General features: G+C 74.7%; 20 protein-coding genes and 1 pseudogene. 8 read left to right on the top strand and 13 right to left on the bottom strand.

Going from position 1 to position 22,791, the window contains the following annotated elements; translation table 11 throughout:
- The first annotated feature begins 528 nt into the window (after nucleotides 1-528).
- Nucleotides 529-1,539 carry a tryptophan--tRNA ligase gene (trpS, locus tag ACWERV_RS26385; RefSeq protein ID WP_452937422.1) on the top strand — a complete coding sequence of 337 codons (1,011 nt, stop codon included), beginning with the start codon at nucleotides 529-531 and terminating at the stop codon, nucleotides 1,537-1,539.
- 96 nt (nucleotides 1,540-1,635) lie between these two features.
- Here trpS and proC read toward each other — a convergent pair whose 3' ends face one another.
- Nucleotides 1,636-2,445 carry a pyrroline-5-carboxylate reductase gene (gene proC / locus ACWERV_RS26380; RefSeq protein ID WP_398192322.1) on the bottom strand — a complete coding sequence of 270 codons (810 nt, stop codon included), beginning with the start codon at nucleotides 2,443-2,445 and terminating at the stop codon, nucleotides 1,636-1,638.
- Between the two features lie 192 nt (nucleotides 2,446-2,637).
- Here proC and ACWERV_RS26375 point away from each other — a divergent pair, with 192 nt between their 5' ends.
- The gene (locus ACWERV_RS26375) at nucleotides 2,638-3,108 is read left to right on the top strand and encodes a hypothetical protein (RefSeq protein WP_398192320.1); all 471 of its coding nucleotides are present in this window, start codon (nucleotides 2,638-2,640) and stop codon (nucleotides 3,106-3,108) included.
- Nucleotides 3,109-3,184: 76 nt separating this feature from the next.
- Here ACWERV_RS26375 and ACWERV_RS26370 read toward each other — a convergent pair whose 3' ends face one another.
- The 5 genes from ACWERV_RS26370 to ACWERV_RS26350 form a co-directional block, all read right to left on the bottom strand.
- Nucleotides 3,185-4,054 (bottom strand): helix-turn-helix transcriptional regulator, encoded by an 870-nt coding sequence (locus ACWERV_RS26370; protein WP_452937420.1) that lies wholly within the window; start codon nucleotides 4,052-4,054, stop codon nucleotides 3,185-3,187.
- 37 nt (nucleotides 4,055-4,091) lie between these two features.
- On the bottom strand, nucleotides 4,092-4,490 hold the full coding sequence (locus tag ACWERV_RS26365; protein ID WP_452937418.1) for a PPOX class F420-dependent oxidoreductase: 399 nt from the start codon (nucleotides 4,488-4,490) through the stop codon (nucleotides 4,092-4,094).
- Between the two features lie 43 nt (nucleotides 4,491-4,533).
- Nucleotides 4,534-5,490, bottom strand: coding sequence for an SDR family NAD(P)-dependent oxidoreductase (locus tag ACWERV_RS26360; RefSeq protein ID WP_452937415.1), 957 nt, complete (start codon nucleotides 5,488-5,490; stop codon nucleotides 4,534-4,536).
- A gap of 90 nt (nucleotides 5,491-5,580) precedes the next feature.
- On the bottom strand, nucleotides 5,581-6,114 hold the full coding sequence (locus ACWERV_RS26355; RefSeq protein WP_452937429.1) for a hypothetical protein: 534 nt from the start codon (nucleotides 6,112-6,114) through the stop codon (nucleotides 5,581-5,583).
- A 120-nt stretch (nucleotides 6,115-6,234) separates the two neighbouring features.
- Nucleotides 6,235-7,302 (bottom strand): hypothetical protein, encoded by a 1,068-nt coding sequence (locus tag ACWERV_RS26350; protein WP_452937412.1) that lies wholly within the window; start codon nucleotides 7,300-7,302, stop codon nucleotides 6,235-6,237.
- A 245-nt stretch (nucleotides 7,303-7,547) separates the two neighbouring features.
- On the opposite strand from ACWERV_RS26350, the gene ACWERV_RS26345 reads away from it, so the two are divergent.
- The gene (locus ACWERV_RS26345; RefSeq protein ID WP_452937409.1) at nucleotides 7,548-8,438 is read left to right on the top strand and encodes an SGNH/GDSL hydrolase family protein; all 891 of its coding nucleotides are present in this window, start codon (nucleotides 7,548-7,550) and stop codon (nucleotides 8,436-8,438) included.
- Between the two features lie 78 nt (nucleotides 8,439-8,516).
- Here the strand turns inward: ACWERV_RS26345 and ilvD are convergent, their stop codons facing one another.
- The 3 genes and pseudogenes from ilvD to ACWERV_RS26330 all read right to left on the bottom strand — a co-directional run.
- On the bottom strand, nucleotides 8,517-10,373 hold the full coding sequence (gene ilvD / locus ACWERV_RS26340) for a dihydroxy-acid dehydratase (RefSeq protein WP_452937407.1): 1,857 nt from the start codon (nucleotides 10,371-10,373) through the stop codon (nucleotides 8,517-8,519).
- Between the two features lie 149 nt (nucleotides 10,374-10,522).
- Nucleotides 10,523-11,335 (bottom strand): sugar phosphate isomerase/epimerase family protein, encoded by an 813-nt coding sequence (locus tag ACWERV_RS26335; protein WP_452937427.1) that lies wholly within the window; start codon nucleotides 11,333-11,335, stop codon nucleotides 10,523-10,525.
- Nucleotides 11,336-11,741: 406 nt separating this feature from the next.
- Nucleotides 11,742-12,665 (bottom strand): annotated as a pseudogene (locus ACWERV_RS26330) (Ppx/GppA phosphatase family protein); the annotation flags it as partial.
- Nucleotides 12,666-12,789: 124 nt separating this feature from the next.
- Here ACWERV_RS26330 and ACWERV_RS26325 point away from each other — a divergent pair.
- Nucleotides 12,790-13,593, top strand: coding sequence for a hypothetical protein (locus ACWERV_RS26325; protein WP_398192312.1), 804 nt, complete (start codon nucleotides 12,790-12,792; stop codon nucleotides 13,591-13,593).
- 439 nt (nucleotides 13,594-14,032) lie between these two features.
- Here the strand turns inward: ACWERV_RS26325 and ACWERV_RS26320 are convergent, their stop codons facing one another.
- Nucleotides 14,033-14,311: a helix-turn-helix domain-containing protein gene (locus tag ACWERV_RS26320; RefSeq protein ID WP_398192310.1), complete on the bottom strand. Its 279-nt coding sequence runs from the start codon at nucleotides 14,309-14,311 to the stop codon at nucleotides 14,033-14,035.
- 59 nt (nucleotides 14,312-14,370) lie between these two features.
- On the opposite strand from ACWERV_RS26320, the gene map reads away from it, so the two are divergent.
- Nucleotides 14,371-15,138: a type I methionyl aminopeptidase gene (gene map / locus ACWERV_RS26315; protein WP_452937403.1), complete on the top strand. Its 768-nt coding sequence runs from the start codon at nucleotides 14,371-14,373 to the stop codon at nucleotides 15,136-15,138.
- Nucleotides 15,139-15,145: 7 nt separating this feature from the next.
- Here map and ACWERV_RS26310 read toward each other — a convergent pair whose 3' ends face one another.
- Nucleotides 15,146-15,790 carry a class I SAM-dependent DNA methyltransferase gene (locus ACWERV_RS26310; RefSeq protein WP_452937401.1) on the bottom strand — a complete coding sequence of 215 codons (645 nt, stop codon included), beginning with the start codon at nucleotides 15,788-15,790 and terminating at the stop codon, nucleotides 15,146-15,148.
- Nucleotides 15,791-15,825: 35 nt separating this feature from the next.
- A complete protein-coding gene (locus ACWERV_RS26305; RefSeq protein ID WP_452937399.1) occupies nucleotides 15,826-17,517 on the bottom strand; it encodes a BACON domain-containing protein in 1,692 nt (563 codons plus the stop codon).
- A gap of 327 nt (nucleotides 17,518-17,844) precedes the next feature.
- Here ACWERV_RS26305 and radA point away from each other — a divergent pair, with 327 nt between their 5' ends.
- Nucleotides 17,845-19,248 (top strand): DNA repair protein RadA, encoded by a 1,404-nt coding sequence (gene radA, locus ACWERV_RS26300; protein ID WP_452937396.1) that lies wholly within the window; start codon nucleotides 17,845-17,847, stop codon nucleotides 19,246-19,248.
- A 142-nt stretch (nucleotides 19,249-19,390) separates the two neighbouring features.
- On the top strand, nucleotides 19,391-20,545 hold the full coding sequence (gene disA / locus ACWERV_RS26295; protein ID WP_398192303.1) for a DNA integrity scanning diadenylate cyclase DisA: 1,155 nt from the start codon (nucleotides 19,391-19,393) through the stop codon (nucleotides 20,543-20,545).
- Between the two features lie 133 nt (nucleotides 20,546-20,678).
- Here the strand turns inward: disA and ACWERV_RS26290 are convergent, their stop codons facing one another.
- On the bottom strand, nucleotides 20,679-21,482 hold the full coding sequence (locus ACWERV_RS26290) for a hypothetical protein (RefSeq protein ID WP_452937394.1): 804 nt from the start codon (nucleotides 21,480-21,482) through the stop codon (nucleotides 20,679-20,681).
- Between the two features lie 196 nt (nucleotides 21,483-21,678).
- Between ACWERV_RS26290 and ACWERV_RS26285 the strand changes: the two genes are divergently transcribed.
- The gene (locus ACWERV_RS26285; RefSeq protein ID WP_398192299.1) at nucleotides 21,679-22,656 is read left to right on the top strand and encodes an HhH-GPD family protein; all 978 of its coding nucleotides are present in this window, start codon (nucleotides 21,679-21,681) and stop codon (nucleotides 22,654-22,656) included.
- Nucleotides 22,657-22,791: the final 135 nt, after the last annotated feature.

Below are 22,791 nucleotides of genomic sequence, written 5' to 3'. Positions count from 1 at the left end.
CGACTCTATCAGACGCTTTCCAGTGCCTGACCCCCAGTCAGCGGGGTTTGTCTTTCGGGCTGTTCGGCCCTTCCGACGAGTGAGACTTTAGCGGATGTTCCTCGGCCGTTCCAAATCGGAGGGCTTTGGCTTCTGCTTCCGCAGAATCCGCGCATTCCGAAAACGCACACACGGACGCCCCCGGTCGTCAGACCGTGATCGTTCGAGTGATTGCTGCGGAATGGCTGTCCGGGAACCGACCAAGATCGGCGCTCACGTCGGACAACCCGGAGTACGTTACGCAGCCGACCGGGGTGTGTCAACTTCGTGCGGGGACCTTCACAAACAGGGGGTGCGCGCTACTCTGGCCCCATGACGTCGCGTACGTGTCACGACACCCAGTGGTGGGCCGCCTAGAGGCGGCCACCTGACTCACGTACGCACCCACGGCCGCCGCTCAGGCGGCCGTTTTCGTTGTCTGCGGCCGTGGTGAGCGGCGGTCTCCGAGAAGACCGACCGGCGAACCACGGACGACAGGAGACGGCGACCATGACACGGACTCTCAGCGGTGTGAAACCCACGGGGCATCTGACCTTGGGGAACTACCTCGGTGCTCTGCGGCGGTGGGCGGAGGAGGACCAGCACCGGGCCGAGTCGCTGTTCTTCGTGGCTGACCTGCACGCGCTGACCGTCGAGCACGATCCGGCGCGGGTGCGGCGGCTGAGCCGGCAGGCGGCGAGCCTGCTGCTGGCGGCGGGGCTGGACCCGGGGGTGTGCACGCTCTTCGTGCAGAGTCACGTCGACGAGCACGCGCGGCTGTCGTACCTGCTGGAGTGCGTCGCCACGGACGGCGAGATGCGGCGGATGATCCAGTACAAGGAGAAGTCCGCGCGGGCGCAGGCCGCGGGGCAGGGGGTGCGGCTGTCGCTGCTGACGTACCCGGTGCTGATGGCGGCGGACATCCTGGCGTACGGGGCCGACGAGGTGCCGGTGGGCGAGGACCAGACACAGCATGTGGAGCTCACCCGGGATCTGGCCGAGCGCTTCAACCAGCGGTACGGGGCGACCTTCGTCGTACCGCGGGCGACGCGGCCGGCGGCTGCGGCGCGGGTGATGGACCTCCAGGACCCGGCGTCGAAGATGGGCAAGTCGCACGCCGCCACGGCCGGGATCGTCTATCTGCTGGACGAGCCGGACGTGATCGCGAAGAAGGTCATGCGGGCGGTGACCGACAGCGAGCCGGGGGTGACGTTCGACCGTGCGGCGCGGCCGGGGCTGGCGAATCTGCTGGAGATCCTGGCGGCCTGCACCGGTAAGGACGCGGAGGCGCTCGCGGCGGCGTACGACGCGGACGGGGCCGGCTTCGGGGTGATCAAGCGGGACACGGCGGAGGCGGTGGTGGAGCTGCTGCGGCCGCTGCGGGCGCGGCACGCCGAGCTGAGCGCCGACCAGGGCCATCTCGACCAGGTGCTGCGGGAGGGTGCGGCCAGGGCGCGGGAGGTCGCGCGGCCGACGGTCGACGCCGCCTACCGGGCGGTCGGACTGCTGCCGCCGTCCTGAAGGGCCGCGGGTGCGCCGCCGGGTCCGGGCCCCTCGCGTGGGCGGGGGCCCGGACCGGTGGCGTACGGCCCGGCCGGTGGGCGCCGGGGTGGCCGGTCAGGCGCCGGAGGCCAGTTCGCGGCTGCGGTCGCGGGCGGCTTCGAGGGCGGCGAGGAGGGCGGCGCGCACCCCGTGGTTCTCCAGTTCGCGGATGGCGTTGATCGTCGTCCCGGCCGGGGAGGTGACGGCCTCGCGGAGCTTGACCGGGTGTTCGCCGCTGTCGCGGAGCATGACGGCGGCGCCGATCGCGGACTGCACGATGAGGTCGTGCGCCTGGGCGCGGGGCAGGCCGAGGAGGATGCCGGCGTCGGTCATGGCCTCGACGAGGTAGTAGAAGTACGCGGGTCCGGAGCCGGACAGGGCGGTGGCGGCGTCCTGCTGCTTCTCCGGGACGCGCAGGGTCTTGCCGACCGGCTGGAAGATGGCCTCGGTGCGGGCGAGGTGGCTCTCGTCGGCGTGCCGGCCGGCGGAGATCACGGACATGCCCTCGTCGACGAGCACCGGGGTGTTGGGCATGACGCGCACGACCGGGGTGCCCTCGGCGAGGCGCTCCTCGAAGAAGGCGGTCGGGATGCCGGCGGCGGCGCTGATGACCAGGCGGTCGGCGGGCAGGTGCGGTGCCAGCTCGTCGAGCAGCGCGGACATGTCCTGCGGCTTGACGGCCAGGATGAGGGTGTCGGCGGCCTTGGCGGCCTCCGCGTTGTCGACGGGCTCGACGCCGTAGCGGTCGCGCAGCTCCTCGGCGCGCTCCGGTCGGCGGGCGGTGACGAGCAGGTCGGCGGGTGCCCATCCGGCCCTGATCATGCCGGAGAGCAGGGCCTCGCCGATCTTTCCTGTGCCGAGGACGGCCACGTGTCGCTGGGTCATGGCCCCATGATGCCGGGTGCGGCGGACACCGGGTCGGGGTTGTCCACAGGCCGGAAGACGGGCGGTACGCCGTCCACGGGCCGGGTGTGCCGCCGCCCCCGGACACCGTCCCGGGGGCCGGGTCGGGCGTGGGGGGCGGGTCAGGGTCATCCCCTATGGCGCATAGGGACGGGACGGGGTGACCGTAGCGGTATGAACCCTTCATCCCGCGAAATCGTGACCACCGGCGCGGAGAAGCGGCAGCTGGCCGTCGCCTCCGCGAGCCTCGGCCCGTGGCGGCCCGCGGCCGTCGTCGGCGCGCTCGGCGGTGGTGTGTCGCTGGCCCTGCACCTGGTGCAGGGGCACTTCGGACTCGGCATCCTCAGCGGGTCCCTGTCCATCGCCGCGCTGCTGTTCTTCTGTGTCGGGGGCGCGGGCGCGGTGCTGGGGTATTCCGCGCACGGGAAGGCGGGGAGGGACCGGCGCATCAGGCGGTGGGCGCGCAAGCACCCGTGGCGGGTGGCGGCGGTGCCGGCGGCGGCGATGTTCGTCACCGACGTGGTGCTGCGGCAGGTGCTGACCAGCGAGGGCTTCTTCGGCAGCGTGTGGACGGGACTGTGGCACGGCGCGGTCGTCGCGGCCGTGGTGGGCGGCATCGGAGCGGTGAGCGCGGCCCGCAAGTGACGTGCCGGGACCGGGCCAGTGTGCTGGCGGCCCGGTCCGTACGGTGCCGGACGGTCGCCCCTGGTGTCCCGGACGCCTACCGGGCGGCCCGCGCGGGGGCGCCGTCGTACGGCGCCGGGTCTGTTTCCTGCGAGGTCAGCCGGGCGAGGCGGCGCAGGCGGTCGTACGAGGGCGTGCCCGGCTCGGCGTGGTAGGTGACGAGCATCTGGCCCGGGGCCGAGGGCAGCGCGAGCTTCTCGTAGTGCAGGTCGAGCGGGCCGACGCGCGGGTGGCGGATCAGGGTCAGGCCGCTGGTGCGGCGGTGGACGTCCTGCCGGGCCCACAGATCGCGGAAGCGCTCGCTGCGCAGGCTCAGTTCGCCGATGACCTCGGCGATGCGCGGGTCGTCGGCGGCGCCCGCGAGTGAGCGCAGGTAGGCGACGGTTTTCGCGGTCATGGCGTCCCAGTCGCGGTAGAAGTCGCGCATCGACGGGTCGAGGAACGCCGCGCGCAGCGTGTTGACGCCGGGGGCGAAGAGCGGGTTGAGGGCGACGGCCATGGCGTTGGCGGCGAGCGTGGTCATGGCGCGGCCGTGGACGAGGGCCGGGGTGGTGGTCCAGTTGTCGATGAGGGTGACGACGGCCGGGCTGACGCTCTCGGGCCGGTCGGGTGCGCCCCCGGCGGTGGAGTGGGCGACGTCGGCGAGCGCGTAGAGGTGCCGCTCGGCGTCCGGGCCGAGGCGCAGGGCGCGGGCGAGACCGGCCAGGACCGGCTGCGAGGGGTGCTGGTCGCGGCCCTGCTCCAGGCGCAGGTAGTACTCGACGCTGATGCCCGCGAGCAGGGCGACCTCCTCGCGGCGCAGCCCCGGCACGCGGCGCCGCCCGCCCTCGGGCAGGCCGACGTCCGCGGGCCGGAGTCTTTCCCGCCGGGCCCGCAGGTAGTCCCCGAGTCTGCTGCCGGTCGTCACCCCTCCACCGTAAGCCCGGTGCTTCTGGCCAGGGCCTTCACAGGGCGACGCTGACGCCGACCTGGTCGGGGCGGGCGGTGCGGCGCAGCACCGTACGGGCCAGGTCGCCGAGCCGGACCAGGGCGTAGCGGCGGGCGAGCAGGCGGCGGGCGGCGGCCTTGCCCGCGTCGTCGAGGACGCGGGCGGTGGTCTCCAGGGTGGGGGCGCCGGGGGCGACGCGGCCGCGGGCGTTGCAGGGGGCGACGAGCACGCGGGGGTTGTTGCGCAGCCGCTTGACCTTTCCGCTGGTCGCGCCGGTCCAGAAGACCAGCTCGCCGTCGCCGAGGGCGTACCAGACCGGGGTGGGCACGGGGGTGCCGTCGCGCCGGAAGGTGGTGACGCTCACGTACTTGCCGCGCCGCAGCGCGGCCGCCGTTTCCTGTGCTGTCCGGGTCACCGTCGTGATGCTAGGGCCTGTCGTGCTGCGTGGAGGGCGGGGTTCAGCCGGTGAGCGCATGCGCGGTGTCCCACATTCGGGTGGCGTTGCCGGGGTCGAGGGCGAAGGGGGCGACGCCGCCGCCGAACAGCGGCGGGGCCGCGTCGCGCGGCCGGGCCTCGGCGCCGTCCTCGAAGTAACGGCCGGTGACGCCCGTGAGCAGCGGGGACGCGGCCAGCAGGACGGGCGTGGCGGCGCCCTGCGCGGGCGTCTTGCGGCGCTCGGGCGGGGTGCGCAGGCCGCCGGTGTGCTGCTGGAGGTTGGTGGCGATCGCGCCGGGGTTGACGGCGTTGGCAGTGATGCCGTCGTCCGCCCAGCGGCGGGCGGCCTCCACCGCGAGCAGCACGTCGGCGGTCTTGGACTCCCCGTACGCGCCGAGCGGGTGGTAGGGGCGGAAGCGGAAGTCGAGGTCGTCGAAGACGGGGGGCGCGAAGAGGTGCGCGTTGGAGCTGAGTACGACGACGCGCGCTCCTTCGTCCGCCGTTTCGCCCGCGCGGGCGAGGGCGCGGTGGAGGGCGGTGGTCAGGGCGTGGTGGCCGAGGAAGTTGACGGCGAACTGCATCTCGCGGCCCTGCGGGGTGCGGGTCAGTTCGGGGAGGGCCATGATCCCGGCGTTGGCGATCAGCATGTGCAGCGGGCGGTCGCCGTGCGCCTGCGCGGCGGCGCGGACCGAGGCGAGGTCCGCGAGATCCAGCGGCAGCACGCTCACCTGGGGGTTTCCGGTCTCGGCGGTGATCTCCGCGGCGGTGCGGGCGCCTGCGGCGGTGTTCCGTACGCCGAGCACGACCTCGGCGCCCGCGGCGGCGAGCGCCCGTGCGGTCTCCCGCCCGAGCCCGGACGTCCCGCCGGTCACCAGCGCCCGCCGCCCGCCGAGATCGACGCCGTCGAGGACGTCCCCGGTGGTCGCGGCGAAGCCGAAGGGGGTGGTGAGGAGGGGCGGGGGTGCGGTGGATTCACTCATACGACCGAGGGTGCGGCGCGCACTCCGGGTGAGGAAGACCCTGCTGCTCCTGGTAGTGGCAGGGACACGTTGCCGCGGGGGGCGGCCGCCTCAGCGCTTGCGCTTGCCCTTGGGCTTCGCCTTCGCCTTCGGGCGCGCCTGGCGGGCCTCGAAGCGGGCGCGGGCCTCCGCGTACTCGGCACGGCGCAGGTCCTCGCCGGGGGCCTCGGACAGGGAGCGCACGAAATAGGCGAGCAGGCCGCCGACGAAGCCGATCGCGTAGAGGCTCGCGGTGCCGTCCGCGTCGCCCGCGGGGCGGCGGGCGACGAAGCCGCGCCATGTGTGGCGGAAGGCGAGGACGCTGCACACGGCCAGGCCGATGAAGGCGAGGGCGGTGACGAACGTGCCGATCTTGGCGTCGCCGAGGCCCTGGAAGCCGATCTTCAGCACGAAGGCGCCGGCCGCGGCCGTGGCCAGCGAGCCGATGCTGACGCCGAGGCGGCGCAGGCCGTAGCCGCGGTCGTGGTCGACCCAGGTCGTCCCGAAGAAACGGATCGGCTCGGGCGCCGGGCCCTTGTCGGGCGGGGCGTTTTCCGTTGGCGCGGGGGCGACGGCTGTCTGCTGGTCCTCACTCACGCTTTCCATTATGGGCATGCGCGCGGTGGTGGACCGGGGGCGGTCCGTTCCGGGCGCCGCGGGGTGCCCCTCGCGGTGGGTGCCGCGATCTTCTCGCCGTCTCGGCTGAGCGCGCGGTTCCCCGCGCCCCTAAGAGCCCCGCGCAGGGGTGAAGCGTTCGCCGGCGAAGGTGTGGAGGGCGGGGAGGGCGGCGGGGGCGTCGGGGAGGGTGCGGAGGGGGGTGAGGGGGCAGGCGAGGTGGCCGTCGGCGAGGTGGAGGGTCTGGGTGGGGAGGGTCGCGCCGGGGAGGGGCCAGACGATGAGCCAGGGGCGGGTGTCGGTGGAGCCGGCGCGGGGGCCGACCGTGACGGCGGCGACCTCGGACCAGGAGAAGTGGATCTCGGCCTTGCCGTAGTCGCGGAAGGCGATGCCGCCGGGTCCGACGGTGAAGCGGCGGGGGCGGCGCCGGCGGGACAGGCAGGAGAACGTGCCGGCCCAGCCGAGTGCGGCGACGGGCACGAGGGGGCCGAGCAGCGCCAGGGGGACGAGGTGGGGGCGCCCGGTGGCGGCCGCGGCGAGCGGGGCGGTGGCGCCGAGGGCGAGGACGAGGCAGGCCAGGAGGAGTGCGGCGGGCGGCCCGGGGGCGCGGAAGACACGGTCGCCGCCGGGGACGCGGTGCTCGGGTCCGGCGACGGTGACGGGGGTGGGCGGGCGGAGGGTGCGCGGCGCGGTCTCGAAGCGGGCCCGGCCGTGCTCGGCGAGGGCGGCGGTGAGCTGTCCGAGGCCCTGGTCGAGGTCGTCGGTGTCGAGGAGGGTGTACCGGACGCGCCCGTCGTACGTGCGGTCGGGCTCGCGGGGGAGCTTCGTGCCGGGTGCGAGCCACACCGTGAGGTGGGGTTTGGGCGGCGCGCTCTCGCTGTCGCCCGCGGAGGTGTAGCGCAGTGCGACCGCGTCGATCTGCTCCCAGCTCAGTTCGGCGTCGTGCAGGGTGATGCCGAAGGCGTCGACGCGCAGCCGGAAGGGCCGCCGGGCGCGGCGCAGTTCCCACAGTCCGCGTCCGGCGCACAGGGCGGCGGCGCCCGCGGCGACGAGTGGTCCTGCGGTGCTGTGGCCCTTGCTGGAGATCAGCCATGCGGCCAGTCCGGCGGTGATGGCGGCCGCCGCGCACAGCATGCCGATGCCGCGCCGCCGGACCCGCCGGGCGATCGTGAACTCCATTGCCGCTCCCCCCACTTGGCCCCTGGTCTCCAGGATGGCGGCGGGTGGCGGGGAGGGAAGTCCCGTACGGCGAAGGGTGCGTGAACGCGACGGCGGTGCGGCGAAACCGTGAAGAAGTGAACGTCCTCGCGACCGGTGCGTGCGCAGACCATTGACCACCGACTGACCAGTCAGTAACTTCTGCGGAGCAGCGCCGACTTCACCTGATCTCGTCACATACCCCCACGAAACGAGGAGAGATGTCGATGCGCCTTCTCCCCCACCGCCCCCGGGGCCGGGGCCTCGCCGCGGTCCTGGCCGCCGCGGCACTGGCCGTCCTCGGTCTGACCGCGCCCGCCGCGCACGCCCAGTCGCAGGCCCAGCGCTCGTACGTGGCAATGGGCGACAGCTACAGCGCGGCCTCGGGTGTGCTGCCGCTCGACCCGGACGCCTCGCTGCTGTGCATCCGGTCCTCCGCCAACTACCCCCACGTGCTGGCCGCCCGCGCGGGCCTCGCGCTGCACGACGTGACGTGCGGCGCCGCACAGACCAAGGACTTCGCCGGGGCCCAGTACCCGGGCGTCGCACCGCAGTTGGACGCGCTGAGCGCGAGCACCGACGTCGTGACGATGACGATCGGCGGCAACGACAACAACACCTTCATCGACGCGATCCTGGCGTGCGGCTCGGCCGGCATAGCGACCCTGGGCTTCGGTCACCCCTGCCAGAGCCTGTACGGGAGCACGTTCACCGACCAGGTCGACAACGGCACCTTCCAGGCGCTCACGAGCGCGCTCGCCGCCGTGCGCGCGAAGGCGCCGAACGCGCAGGTGGCGATCCTCGGCTACCCGTGGATCGTGCCCTCCGCCGCGGTGCCCGGCTGCTTCGCGCAACTGCCCATCGCCTCCGGCGACATCCCCTACCTGCGCGATCTGCAGACGCACCTCAACTCGGCGGTGCAGCGCGCGGCGGCCGCGACCGGTGCGACGTACGTGGACATGGCCGCGGCCTCCAACGGCCATGACGCGTGCCAGCCGATCGGCACCCGCTGGATCGAACCGGTGCTCTTCGGCACGAACTTCGTGCCGGTGCACCCCAACGCGCTCGGCGAATCCAAGATGGCCGACCGCGCCGCCGCGGTCCTCAGCCTGGACTAGACCCCCCCCCACGGGCGCGAAAACGCCGTCCCCCGCGGGCAGTTGCCCGCGGGGGACGGCGGCAGGACCAGGTGCGGGTCAGATCTCCAGGCGGCTCACGTCGCGGACCGCGCCGCGGTCCGCGCTCGTCGCCATCGCGGCGTACGCGCGCAGCGCCGCCGAGACCTGCCGGTCGCGCGGCGCGCGCGGCTTGTACACCCCGCCCAGCGCTTCCCGGCGGGCGGCCAGCTCCTCCTCGGAGACCAGGAGTTCCATGGTGCGGCCGGGGATGTCGATCCGGATCCGGTCGCCGTCCTCGACCAGCGCGATCGTGCCGCCCGAGGCCGCCTCCGGGGAGGCGTGCCCGATGGACAGACCCGACGTGCCGCCGGAGAAGCGCCCGTCGGTGATCAGCGCGCAGGACTTCCCCAGGCCCCGGCCCTTCAGGTACGAGGTCGGGTAGAGCATCTCCTGCATACCCGGGCCGCCGCGCGGGCCCTCGTAGCGGATCACGACGACGTCGCCGGGCGTGATCTCCTTGCGGAGGATCTTCTCGACGGCCTCCTCCTGCGACTCGCACACGACCGCCGGACCCTCGAACGTCCAGATCGACTCGTCCACACCCGCGGTCTTGACCACGGCGCCGTCCACGGCGAGGTTGCCGCGCAGCACCGCCAGGCCGCCGTCCTGGGAGTAGGCGTGCTCGACGTCACGGATGCAGCCGCCGGCCGCGTCGGTGTCCAGCGACTCCCAGCGCTCGGACTGCGAGAACGCCGACGCGGAACGCACACAGCCCGGGGCGGCGTGGAACAGCTCGACGGCCTCCGGCGACGGGGAGCCGCCGCGCACGTCCCACGTGCCGAGCCAGTCCTTGACCGAGCGGGAGTGCACCGTGTGCACGTCCTCGTTGAGCAGCCCGCCCCGGTACAGCTCGCCCAGGATCGCCGGGATGCCGCCCGCGCGGTGCACGTCCTCCATGTAGTACGTGCCCGACGGGGCGACGTTCGGGGCGACCTTGGCCAGGCACGGCACCCGGCGCGAGACCGCGTCGATGTCGGTCAGGCCGTAGTCCAGCTCGGCCTCCTGGGCGGCGGCCAGCAGGTGCAGGATCGTGTTGGTGGAACCGCCCATCGCGATGTCCAGGGCCATCGCGTTCTCGAACGCGGCGCCGGTGGCGACGTTGCGCGGCAGGACGCTGTCGTCGTCCTGCTCGTAGTAGCGCCGGGTCAGCTCGACGACCGTGCGGCCCGCGTCCTCGTACAGCGCCCTGCGGGCGGTGTGGGTGGCCAGCACCGAACCGTTGCCGGGCAGCGCCAGACCGATCGCCTCGGTCAGGCAGTTCATCGAGTTCGCGGTGAACATCCCGGAACACGACCCGCAGGTCGGGCAGGCGTTCTCCTCGATGCGGAGGATGTCGGCGTCCGACACGCTCTCGTCCACCGCGTCGGAGATCGCGTTGATCAGGTCCAGCTTGCGGACCGTGCCGTCGACCAGCGTCGCCCGCCCGGCCTCCATCGGGCCGCCGGAGACGAAGACCGTCGGGATGTTCAGCCGCAGCGCGGCCATCAGCATGCCCGGGGTGATCTTGTCGCAGTTGGAGATGCAGATCAGCGCGTCCGCGCAGTGCGCCTGCACCATGTACTCGACGGAGTCGGCGATCAGGTCGCGCGACGGCAGCGAGTAGAGCATGCCGCCGTGGCCCATCGCGATGCCGTCGTCCACCGCGATCGTGTTGAACTCCCGCGGCACCGCGCCGGCCGCCTTGATCGCCTCGGAGACGATCCGCCCCACCGGCTGGAGGTGGGTGTGCCCGGGTACGAACTCGGTGAAGCTGTTGGCGACCGCGACGATCGGCTTGCCGATGTCGGCGTTGTCCACGCCGGATGCGCGCATGAGGGCGCGCGCGCCCGCCATGTTGCGGCCGTGGGTGACCGTACGTGACCTCAGCTCGGGCACGGTTCCACTCCCTAGGTTCCACTCGCGTTCGTACGACGGCCGCGGCGCGCGGCCGTGCCGTCGAGGGTACGCCCGTCGCCCAGGATCCGGACAACCCGTCCGGATGACGGAAGGGCTGGGCTGTTCCACGGTGCTGCCGCGGGGCGGGCTCAGCGGTGCGGACGGCTCGCGACCGGCGGGGCGACCAGGTGGCGGCGGGCGAAGGCCAGCGCCTCCGCGAGATCGGCCTCGCGCTCCGCGGACGACATGGCCCGCCGCGTGTTGACCTCCACGACCACGTGCCCGGCGAAGCCGCGGCCCGCGAGGGAGCGCAGCAGCTCGGCGCAGGGCTGGGTGCCGCGCCCCGGCACCAGGTGCTCGTCCTTCGCCGAGCCGTTGCCGTCGCCGAGGTGGACGTGCGCGAGCCGGTCGCCCATCCGCGCGGCCATCTCCAGCACGCCGGTGCGCGAGGTCGCCGCGTGCGAGAGGTCCACCGTGAAGTGCCGGTAGTCCTCCCGGGTGACGTCCCAGTCGGGGGCGTACGCGGCCATCTCGCGGTCGCGGTAGCGCCACGGGTACATGTTCTCGACGGCGAAGCGGACGTCCGTCTCGTCCGCCATCCGCCACACCCCGCGGACGAAGTCGCGCGCGTAGCCGCGCTGCCAGCGGAAGGGCGGGTGGACGACGACGGCCGACGCGCCGAGCCGCTCGGCCGCGGCCTTGGCGCGCTGCAGCTTGACCCACGGGTCGGTCGACCACACCCGCTGGGTGATCAGCAGGCACGGCGCGTGCACCGCGAGCACCGGCACGCAGTGGTAGTCGGACAGCCGGCGCAGGGCGTCGATGTCCTGGCTGACCGGATCCGTCCACACCATGACCTCGACGCCGTCGTAGCCGAGGCGGGCGGCGATCTCGAAGGCCGTCGCCGTCGACTCCGGGTAGACCGAGGCGGTCGACAGCGCGACCCGGACGCCACCCTTCACGCTGCCGCGGGCACCGCCGCTCGCACCGGGCGCGCCCGCCGGCGGCACGGTGCCGCGGGGCGGCGTGCCGGGGGCTGCGTCGAAGGCGTCGAAGGCGTCGGGGACGTCGGGGGCTGGGGCCACGCAAGCCAGCGTACGGCCGGGGCCCGCGGGCAGGGCCGGGTCCCGGTCGCCGCGGGACCCCCGCGGGGCCGCGTCCTCAGCCGCTGCGGCGGGCGACGGTGGCGCCTGACCCGCCGTTCTGCGGGGATGCAGGGGCGGGTGGGGCGTACGGGGCGGTGTGCGGTGTGGCGTTGGCCACAGGGTCCTGCGGGGCGGGCGAGGAGGCGGTTCCCGGGGCCGTACCCGTACCCGTGGTCGTACCCGTGGTCGTGGCGGCGCTCGCGCCCGAGCCCGCTATGCCCGCCGCCATCACATCGAGCTTGCGCAGGATCACGCCCTCGCGCAGCGCCCACGGGCAGATCTCCAGCTCACCGACGCCGTACAGGTCCATCGCCGCCTCCGCGACCAGCGCGCCCGCGAGCAGCTGACCGGCCCGGCCCTCCGACACCCCGGGGAGGTTCGCGCGCTGCCGCGCGGCCATCCCGGCGAGCCGCGGCACCCACTCCTCCAGCGCCGCACGCCGCAGCACCCGCTGCACGTACAGCCCGTCCGCGCTGCGCGCCGCCCCCGCGATCCGGGCCAGCTGGCGGAAGGTCTTGGACGTGCCCACCGCGTGGTCGGCGGGCCCCAGCCGGGCGAACTCCGCGACGGTACGGGCGATCTCGGTCCTGACGTGCCGGCGCAAGCCCCGCACGTCCTGCGCGGACGGCGGGTCGTCCGGCAGCCAGCCGCTGGTCAGCCGCCCCGCGCCGAGCGGCAGCGACACGGCGGCGTCCGGGTACTCGTCCATGCCGTAGCCGACCTCCAGCGAACCGCCGCCGATGTCCAGCACCAGCAGCTTGCCCGCCGACCAGCCGAACCAGCGGCGTACCGCCAGGAAGGTCAGCCGCGACTCGTCCTCGCCGGACAGCACCGTCAGCCGCACACCGGTCTCCTGCTCGACGCGCGCGAGCACCGCCTCGCCGTTCGCCGCCTCGCGCACCGCGGAGGTCGCGAAGGGCAGCACGTCCTCGGCGCCCTTGTCCTCCGCGACGCGCATCGCGTCCGCGACGGTCGCGACGAGACGCTCGACACCCTCGGCGCTGATCGCGCCGTCCGCGTCGAGCAGCTGCGCGAGGCGCAACTCGGCCTTGTGCGAATACGCGGGGAGCGGGCGCGCGCCCGGATGCGCGTCCACCACCAGCAGGTGAACGGTGTTGGACCCCACGTCGAGCACTCCCAGTCGCATGGGCAGCACTTTACGGCCGGGGGCCGGGCGGGAGAGGGCCGGTTCGCCCCGGCCGGGCGGGCGGCGGGCCCCCTCGTGCGGGGCGGTGAGGGGAAACCGGGCAATACGGTCTTACGCTGGGCGCGTGGCAAAGGTGACGACCCGCAGGGGCGGGGAGCAGGTCGCGGCAGGCGACGAGGCGGGGCTCGACTTCGCACGGGCATGGCTCGAATTCGTCGACCCGGCGGACGACGAGCAGATCTTCCGCTGCGACCTGACATGGCTGACATCGCGCTGGACCTGCGTCTTCGGACACGGCTGCCAGGGCATCGTGGCCGGGCGCGCGGACGACGGCTGCTGCTCGCTCGGCGCGCACTTCTCCGACGACGACGACGAGAAGCGGGTCGCCGGGCACGTGGCCCGGCTCACCGCGGACGACTGGCAGTTCCACGGCCTCGGCACCGGCCGGGACGGCTACTGGGCCGAGGAGAACGAGGACGGCGAACGGCAGACCCGCGTCGTCGACGGGGCCTGCATCTTCTCCAACCGCGCGGGCTTCTCCGGCGGACAGGGCTGCGCACTGCACGCCCTCGCCCTGCGGGAGAACCGCGAACCGCTGGAGACCAAGCCCGACGTGTGCTGGCAGCTGCCGATCCGGCGCACCTTCGAGTGGGTCGACCGGCCGGACGACTCGCGCGTGCTCGTGGTGTCGATCGGGGAGTACGACCGCCGGGGGTGGGGCCCCGGCGGTCATGACCTCCACTGGTGGTGCACGTCCGCGACGTCCGCGCACGGTGGGGGTGAGCCTGTTTACGTCTCGTACCGGGCGGAGCTCACGGAGCTGATGGGGGCGGGGGCGTATGCGGAGCTGGTCGCCGCGTGCGAGGCCCGCCTTGCGGCGGGGCTTCCGCTCGTGGCCCCGCACCCGGCGGACCCCTCCGGGGGGTGAGCCTGGGGGCGCCTCGGGGGGGGCTTGTTGCGGTGCGGTGTGCGACCTTGCGGTGGGTGGGTGGTTGCTCGCGCAGTTCCTCGCGCCCCTTACGCGGCGCCGCCGCCGCTGGGTCGGGTGCCGCCACGGGGCACCTCCTCGGAATGCGCCTTCACCCTCCTACGCAGGGGCTGACCCCCTCCCAGCGCATTCCTGCGGGGGCACCCCGCACCGTCCCCCTCCAGGCCGGTCTGGCGGCCACCTGCCGGTGGGGGTGAGGGTTCTCGTTTTCAGGGGCGCGGGGAACTGCGCGAGCAACCCACCACCGGCGGACGATCGCGATGCCTACCTCAACAGGCACCCCCGGTGCGAAAAGGGCGCGGGAAACTGCGCGAGCAACCCACCACCGGCGGACGATCGCGGCGCCTACCGCAACAGGCACCCCCCGGGGCGCCGGGAGCTATGCCGTGAGCTCCTCCGATGCGGACGCGTCAGCGTCCAGTGCGCAGGCGGCGGCGAGGGTGTCGAGGGAGATGCCGAGGGCCGCGGCGAGGGCGGCGACCGTGAAGAAGGCGGGGGTCGGGGCGCGCCCCGTCTCGATCTTGCGGAGCGTCTCCGCGGAGACGCCCGCCGCCGCCGCGATCTCCACCATGCTGCGGTCGCCGCGCGCGGCGCGCAGCAGCGCGCCGAAGTGTTCGCCGCGGCGGCGTTCTCCGGGGGTCAGGGGTGTTCGCACCATGCCTGTGATACTAATACCGGTAAACAAATACCGGTATGAGTATTGGAGGCTGTCCCCCCATGGTGGAGATCAAGAACGCCGCGGCCGTCGACGCGATGCGCGAGGCGGGCCGTGTGGTGGCCCGCGCGCTCGCCGCGGCGCGGGAGGCCGCGGACGTCGGGGTGTCGCTGCTCGAACTCGACGAGGCCGCGCGCGAGGTCATCGCGGGGGCCGGGGCGACCTCGCCCTTCCTCGGGTATCGGCCGTCGTTCGCGCCGACGCCCTTCCCGGGGGTGATCTGCGCGTCCGTCAACGACGCGATCGTGCACGGCATCCCGACGGACTACCGGCTGCGCGACGGCGATCTCGTGAGCGTCGACTGCGGGGCGGAGCTGGACGGGTGGACGGGTGACGCGGCGGTCACCTTCTCTGTGGGCACGCCGCGGCCGGGGGACGCGGAGCTCGTGGCGGCGACCGTGCGGGCGCTGGAGGCGGGGATCGCGGCGGCCGTCGCCGGGAACCGGATGGGGGACATCTCGTCCGCGATCGGGCGGGTCGCGGAGGAGGCGCGGTGCGGGATGCCGGCGGACTTCGGCGGGCACGGCATCGGGCGCCGTATGCACGAGGATCCGCACGTGCCCAACCGGGGGCGCGCGGGGCGCGGGTTCCCGTTGCGGCCGGGGCTGGCGCTCGCGATCGAGCCCATGCTCATGGCGGGGGGCTCGGACGCCTACCACGCGGATCAGGACGGGTGGACGCTGCGCACGGACGACGGGAGCCGGGCGGCGCACTTCGAGCACACGGTGGCGATCACGGCGGAGGGGCCGCGGGTGCTGACGCTGCCGTGAGCCCGGGTCAGGCGCGGCGGGCCAGCAGCATGCCGCCGAGGGGGCTTTCCGCCGAGGTGACGGTCTCGTGGGAGGCCACGGTGAAGCCCGCTTCCGTCAGCCAGGCGGCGAGGCGGTCGTGGGGGCGGCGGTGGACGTGGACGTGCATGGGGTGGCCGCCGTAGCCCTCGGTCTTCAGGCGGGACGTGTCGCCGACGTGGAAGCCCAGCAGGACGGGGGCGCCGGGGCGCAGGACGCGGTGGAAGTGGCCGAGGACCCCCGGTATCGCCTCGTCGGGGACGTGGATGAGGGAGTACCAGGCGAGGATGCCCGCCGTGGACGTGTCGGGGAGCGGGAGGTCGGTCATGGAGCCGACGGCGAAGCGCACGCCGGGGTTGTCGCGGCGGGCGATCGCGATCATCCGGGGGGACAGGTCGATGCCGAAGGCGTCGAGGCCGAGGCCGCGCAGGAAGGCGGTGACGCGCCCGGGGCCGCAGCCGACGTCGGCGACGGGTCCGTCGCCGCCCGCGCGCACCAGGTCCGCGAAGTCCACGAGGGCCGCCCGCTCCCGGGGGAGGTCGTCGAGCAGGTCGCGGACGTAGGCGGTGTAGCTCTCGGCGACGGTGTCGTAGGACACCCTGGTGTCGTCCAGCCAGCTCGGTTCGCTCGTCATACGCGGGACGCTAGCGCCCCCCACTGACAGCGGGGTCAGCCGGACGGCGGCGGCTCGGTGGGCGTCGGGGACTCCGTGGGAGGGGCGGTGGTCGGAGGCGGGGTGCTCTCGGACGGGGTCGGGGTGGGTGTCGCGGACGTCGGCGGGGCGGACGTGGGAGGTGCGGACGTCGGGGGCGGCGGGGCCGAGCGGCGGGTGGTGCCGTGCAGGATGACGGTGGCGTTCGCCGGGGCGAAGGCCACGCTCGCCGTCCAGCTGCCGCGTGGGGCGAGCGTGTGGACGACGGTGACGGACACGGTCGCCGACTCGCCCGGGTGCAGCACCCCGGAGACCGCCGAGAGCCGCAGCCAGCGTGCCGTCGTGGTGGCCGACCACCGCACGTCGCCGCCGCCGCTCGCGGTGAGCGTCACGAGGGTGCCGCCGGGGGCCGGGGCCGCGGTGACGTCGAGGTGGCCCGCGCCCGCAGGGGCGGACGCCGTCGCGGAGGGGGTGACGGTCACGGCCGTGACGTCCGCGGCGGGCGACGCGTCCGCGGGCGCGGTGGTGCCGGGCTGCGGCGCGGAGGGCCCGGGGCGGGAGGAGCCCGCCTTCTCGTACGGAAGACCCGCGTCGGGCGCGCCCGCCGCCGTACGGCCGTGCGTGTCGTCGCCGCCGAGCGGGGTCGCGCGGTAGGCCGCCCACACCGCCAGGACGGGCGCGGCCACGACCGCCGCGACGACCGTCGTCGTCATCGCCCGGTGCCGCAGCTGCGCCCGGCGCGCCGCCTGGTCCCGCAGGTCGCGGGGGAAGCCGCGCCGGTCGAAGCGCGGGGTGACCTCGCGGCTGCGGCCCGCGCCGGTCTCCATGGCGTGCAGCAGCGCCGCGCAGGACGCCGCCCGCGGCGCCTCGATGAGGGCGAGCACCGCGGTGGCGCCCCCGCCGCCCGGCCAGGGCCCCGCGGCGACCGTGCGCTCGGCCGTACGGCGGCACAGCGTGCACTCGTCGACGTGCCGCACCAGCTCGTCGCGCAGCGCCGGGCCGAGCAGCACCCGGTTGTCCCCGGCGAGCTGCGCGAGCGCCGCGCACCGCCCGCTGTCGACGACCGCGAGCGCCGCCCGTGTCCGCTCCACCTCGCACGCCGCCCGCGCCAGCAGCCCGCGCGCCGCGTCCGTCTCCAGCCCCAGTACGGCGGCCACCTCGTGCGGCGCGAGCTGGTGCCGTACGGCCAGCTCCAGCGCCTCGCGCTGCTCGGGTGTCGTGCCCGCCGCCTCCGGCCAGGCCAGCGCCGCGAGCTGGGCGCCGCGCTGCGCGGCGATGTCGGCGGCCGCCCGTACCGGCGCCACCGGCTTGCCCGCGGCCAGCCGCCGCAGGCACGACCAGCGCGCGAGCGCGTACAGCCACGGCCTGCGCAGCGCGGGGTCGCGCAGCCGCGCCCGCTGCCGCTCGGCGAGCGCGAGCACCTCCCCGAGCGCGCCCGCGGCGGCGTCGTGCTCGCACAGCACGGACAGGCAGTACGTGAACAGGCCGTCGAGGTACGGCTCGTAGTGCCCCGGCGGCACTATGGGCAGCGTCCCCTGCGGCCGCACCTCCGCGCTCCTCCCCCGGTGCCGCGCGGGCTCGCCTCCGTGACCGGACGCCTCGCGCGCGGCCGCACCACGGGTGAACGCCGCGGTCCGCGGCCTGCGGTGCGCCCCGGTGGGGTGGCTCTGCGCGGAGGGCGTGGGGGTGGGGGTCTCCTGCCTGCTCATCACCGGCTGACGGTAGGCCCGCGGACGCGTCCCGTTCAGCCGTCCTCGCGGCGGTTAACCCTTACGGGGGTGGCGTCCGCCCGTTAGGGGCTCCCGGCGCCCCCCGTCCGGGTGAATTCCGCCCGCGGGGCGTGACGTCCCCGGCCCCGCCGTCCCCGCGCCCCGGCCTCCGGTCGGAGGGGGACGGTGCCGGGGTGCCCCCGCAGCACCACCGCAGGAGGAGGGCGAACGCGCACTCCGGGCAGGTGCCCCGTGGCGGCTACGGGCCGCACCGGCCGACCGGCGGGCGGGAACCGCCCTGTCACACCCGCCCGCTACGGTGGCCGCATGGCCACCCGCAAGCCCGCTTCCAAGGACCGCCCCTCCTACCGCTGCACCGAATGCGGCTGGACGACCGTCAAATGGCTCGGCCGCTGCGGCGAGTGCCAGGCGTGGGGCACGGTCGAGGAGTTCGGCGGCGCGCCCGCCGTGCGCACGACGGCGCCCGGCCGGGTCAGCTCCCCCGCGCGTCCGATCGGCCAGGTCGACGGCCGCCAGGCCACCGCGCGGTCGACCGGCGTGCCGGAGCTGGACCGGGTGCTGGGCGGCGGTCTGGTCCCCGGCGCGGTGGTGCTGCTCGCGGGCGAGCCCGGCGTGGGGAAGTCGACGCTGCTGCTGGACGTCGCGGCGAAGGCGTCCGGCGAGCGCAGCCCGGTGCTGTACGTGACGGGTGAGGAGTCGGCGTCGCAGGTGCGGCTGCGGGCGGACCGGATCGGGGCGCTCGCCGACCACCTCTACCTGGCGGCGGAGACGGATCTGTCCGCGGTGCTGGGGCACCTGGACGACGTGAAGCCGTCGCTGCTCGTCCTGGACTCCGTCCAGACCGTCGCGTCGCCGGAGATCGACGGCGCCCCCGGCGGGGTCGCGCAGATCCGCGAGGTGGCGGGCGCGCTCATCAGGGCGTCGAAGGAGCGGGGCATGGCCACGCTGCTGGTCGGCCATGTCACGAAGGACGGCACGATCGCCGGCCCGCGCCTGCTGGAGCACCTGGTGGACGTGGTGCTGAGCTTCGAGGGCGACCGGCACGCCCGGCTGCGCCTGGTCCGCGGGGTGAAGAACCGCTACGGGGCGACGGACGAGGTCGGCTGCTTCGAACTGCACGACGAGGGGATCACCGGGCTCGCCGACCCGTCGGGCCTGTTCCTGACCCGGCGTGACGAGCCGGTGCCGGGCACGTGCCTGACGGTGACGCTGGAGGGCAAGCGCCCGCTCGTCGCGGAGGTGCAGGCGCTCACCGTGGACACGCAGATCCCCTCGCCGCGCCGTACGACCTCGGGTCTGGAGAACTCGCGGGTGTCGATGATGCTCGCGGTGCTCGAACAGCGCGGCAGGATCAAGGCGATCGGCAAGCAGGACATCTACACCGCGACGGTCGGCGGGGTGAAGCTCACCGAGCCGGCCGCCGACCTAGCGGTGGCGCTCGCACTGGCCAGCGCGGCGATCGACACCCCGCTGCCGAAGAACGTGGTCGCGATCGGCGAGGTGGGCCTCGCGGGCGAGGTGCGCCGCGTCACCGGGGTGCAGCGGCGGCTCGCGGAGGCCGCGCGGCTGGGCTTCACGCACGCGCTGGTGCCGGCCGATCCGGGCAAGGTGCCTGCGGGGATGCGCGTCATCGAGGTCTCCGACATAGGCGAGGCCCTGCGCGCGCTGCCTGCCCGCAGGCCCCGCGGCGGCGACCGCCCCCCGTCCTGACGGGGCCGCCCCGCGGGCGTGCCGGGGCGGTGCGGGCGGCAGGGGACGGGGTACGGCCCCCGCGGGGCGCGGGCCGGTGATCGGCGGTGCCCGGCGCGGACGACGTAAACTCAGTCCAAACCGCACCGACCGGAGGAACGCAGTGGCAGCCAACGACCGGGCAGGCTCCGCCCCGGCCCGCAAGGCAGCGGCGGAATCCGCCGGCAGGTCCGGCGGCGGAGCGGACGGCGTCGCGCTCATGCGCGCCTCGCTGAGCGCCGTCGCCCCGGGCACGGCGCTGCGCGACGGCCTGGAGCGCATCGTGCGCGGCAACACCGGCGGCCTGATCGTGCTGGGCATGGACAAGACGGTGGATTCGCTGTGCACGGGCGGCTTCGTGCTGGACGTGGAGTTCACCGCGACGCGGCTGCGTGAACTGTGCAAGCTGGACGGCGCGCTGATCCTCGACAAGGACATCACCAAGATCCTGCGCGCGGGCGTGCAGCTCGTGCCGGATCCGACGATCCCGACCGAGGAGACCGGCACCCGGCACCGCACCGCCGACCGGGTCAGCAAGCAGGTCAACTTCCCCGTGGTGTCGGTGAGTCAGTCGATGCGGCTGATCGCGCTGTACGTCGACGGCCAGCGCCGGGTGCTGGAGGACTCCGCGGCGATCCTGTCCCGCGCGAACCAGGCGCTGGCGACGCTGGAGCGCTACAAGCTGCGGCTGGACGAGGTCGCGGGCACGCTGTCGGCGCTGGAGATCGAGGACCTGGTCACGGTCCGGGACGTCACGTCGGTGGCGCAGCGGCTGGAGATGGTCCGCCGGATCGCCACCGAGATCGCCGAGTACGTGGTGGAGCTGGGCACCGACGGCCGCCTGCTGGCCCTCCAGCTCGACGAGCTGATCGCGGGCGTGGAGCCCGAACGCGAGCTGGTCGCCCGCGACTACGTGCCCGAGCCGACCGCCAAGCGCAGCCGCACGGTGGCCGAGGCCCTCGCCGAACTCGACGGCCTCCCGCAGAACGAGCTGATCGAACTCACTTCCGTGGCCCGCGCGTTGGGCTACACCGGCTCCCCCGAGTCGCTGGACTCCGCGGTCTCCCCCCGCGGTTACCGCCTCCTGGCGAAGGTCCCCCGCCTCCCGAACGCCGTGATAGAGCGCCTGGTCGACCACTTCGGCGGCCTCCAGAAGCTGCTGGCCGCCAGCGTCGACGACCTCCAGGCCGTCGAGGGCGTCGGCGAGGCCCGCGCCCGCTCGGTCCGCGAGGGCCTGTCCCGCCTGGCGGAGTCCTCGATCCTGGAGCGGTACGTCTGACGCCCCGGCCGCCGCGCGGGGCGGTCCACCCGCGCGGCCGGTAGGCGGCGAGGAAGGCCCGTACCCCGTCGTCGGCGGTCCGCCTCAGCGCGGCGGGTGAGGGCAGTTCGCCCTAAGGGGCCGCCGCGCGGGCCTAGTTCGCCGACAGTGAGAACGACCGCTGCTTGACGCCGAAGCCCGGGACGGTGACCTGGGCCAGGTAGTTGCCCGGGGCGGCCGCGGTGCCCTTGGGGGACTTGCAGGCGGGGGAGCTGGTCTTGCCGGTCCAGCGGACGGTGTAGGCGGCGGAGCTGTGGGCGGGGACCTTGATCAGGTAGGGGGACTTGCCCGGCGGGCAGTCGGCGGAGGACCAGACGTGGGTGTTGTCGGGGTCCTTCGTGACGTCGAGGACGGCGGAGACCGCGCTGACGTCCAGTTTGCAGTCGGCGGCGCCGCTGTTGGCCGCGCGCAGGGTGAACGCCGGGTACTGGCCCACCGGGTACTGGTTCTGGTCGGTGGTGAGGGACAACGCCACCGTGCCGGACGTGCAGTTGGGGAGGGAGGAGCCGGCCGGGACCTGGACGGCCGTGCCGCCCGGACCGCCGTTGCCGCCGCCGCTGTCGGTGGTGCCGCTGCCCGGGTCCGTACCGGCGGACGACGCGCCTGCGTCCGTACCGTCGCCGGAGCCCGCCGTGTCGCCCGCGGTGTCACCGGCCGTGTCGCCCGAACCGGCGGTGTCGCCCGCGGAGTTGCCGCCGTCGGTGTCGGACGGGGCGGTGTCGCGGCCGCCGGGGCGGCCGCCGATGTGGGTGCCGGACGGGGTGGGGCCCGCGGTGATCGTGCCGACCGGGGTGTGCGAACCGGTGGGCGCGGACGTGCCCTTGCCGTCGCCGCCACCACCACCGCGTGTCACGGCCCAGAGCACGAGCGCGGCGATCACCACCACCGCGGCGGACATGGCGACTCGCCGCCGCCAGTAGATGGACGACGGAAGAGGTCCCACGGGATTGCGCAACGAGCCCACACCCGAACTCTAGGGGAGATCACCCGTGTGCCGTCGCAACACCCGCCGCTCGGTGGCCGCTCTTTGCGGATGATCACGTTTACGTTCCCGGGCGGTCGCTGTCAGTGGCATGTGCGAGGATCGCCATGCCATGAGCACAGACCTGCACGACACCCCCGAGTCCGCCGCAACCCCCACATCCCCGGCAGCGCCGCAGCACCGCCCGAGACCGGAGGTGCCGGGCCTCACGCCCGCCGCTGTCGCGTCGCTGCACGAGCTGGTCGTGGACTGGTTCGACGACAACGCCCGCGACCTGCCCTGGCGCCGTCCCGACGCGGGCGCCTGGTCGGTCATGGTCAGCGAGTTCATGCTCCAGCAGACCCCGGTCGCGCGCGTCCTGCCCGTCCACGCCGAATGGCTCGCCCGCTGGCCGCGCCCCGCCGATCTGGCCGCCGAGTCCCCCGGCGAGGCCGTCCGCGCGTGGGGCCGTCTCGGCTATCCCCGCCGGGCGCTGCGTCTGCACGGCGCCGCCGCCGCCATAGCACACCGGCACGGCGGGGAGGTCCCGCGCCTGCACGCGGAGTTGCTCGCCCTGCCGGGCGTCGGGGAGTACACCGCGGCCGCCGTCGCCTCCTTCGCGTACGGCCAGCGGCACATCGTCCTCGACACCAACGTCCGGCGGGTGTTCGCCCGCGTCGTCACCGGCGTCGAGCACCCGCCCAACGCCACGACGGCCGCGGAGCGGCGCACGGCCGCCGCGCTGCTGCCCTCCGACGAGGCCACCGCCGCGCGGTGGGCGGCCGCGACGATGGAGCTGGGCGCCCTCGTCTGCACGGCCCGCTCCCCGCAGTGCGGGCGCTGCCCCGTCGCCGCCCTGTGCGCCTGGCGGCTCGCCGGGAGCCCGCCGCACGAGGGGCCGCCGCGCCGCGGCCAGACGTACGCGGGCACGGACCGCCAGGTCCGCGGCCGTCTGCTCGCCGTCCTGCGGGCGTCGCCCGGCCCCGTCCCGCAGGCCGCCCTGGACGCGGTCTGGCACGAGCCCGTGCAGCGCGCCCGCGCGCTCGACGGCCTGGTCGCCGACGGCCTCGTCGAACCGCTCGCGAACGGCGTCTACCGCCTCCCGTCCTGACGCCGGGCCGCCCCGGGGGGCGTCCGGCGGCAGGAGCGAACCCGTAACGTCCCCTTTCCTCCCCGCTGTTACACAACCGATGGGTCGCCGTGCGCCCGCCGTGCGCTCACGGTCGCGGAAGCCTGACATCCGCTG

The sequence above is a fragment of the Streptomyces sp. NPDC004031 genome (genome assembly GCF_053604375.1).
Note: the sequence above shows the minus strand (reverse complement) of the source record. Positions and strands in the feature narration are given on the sequence as shown.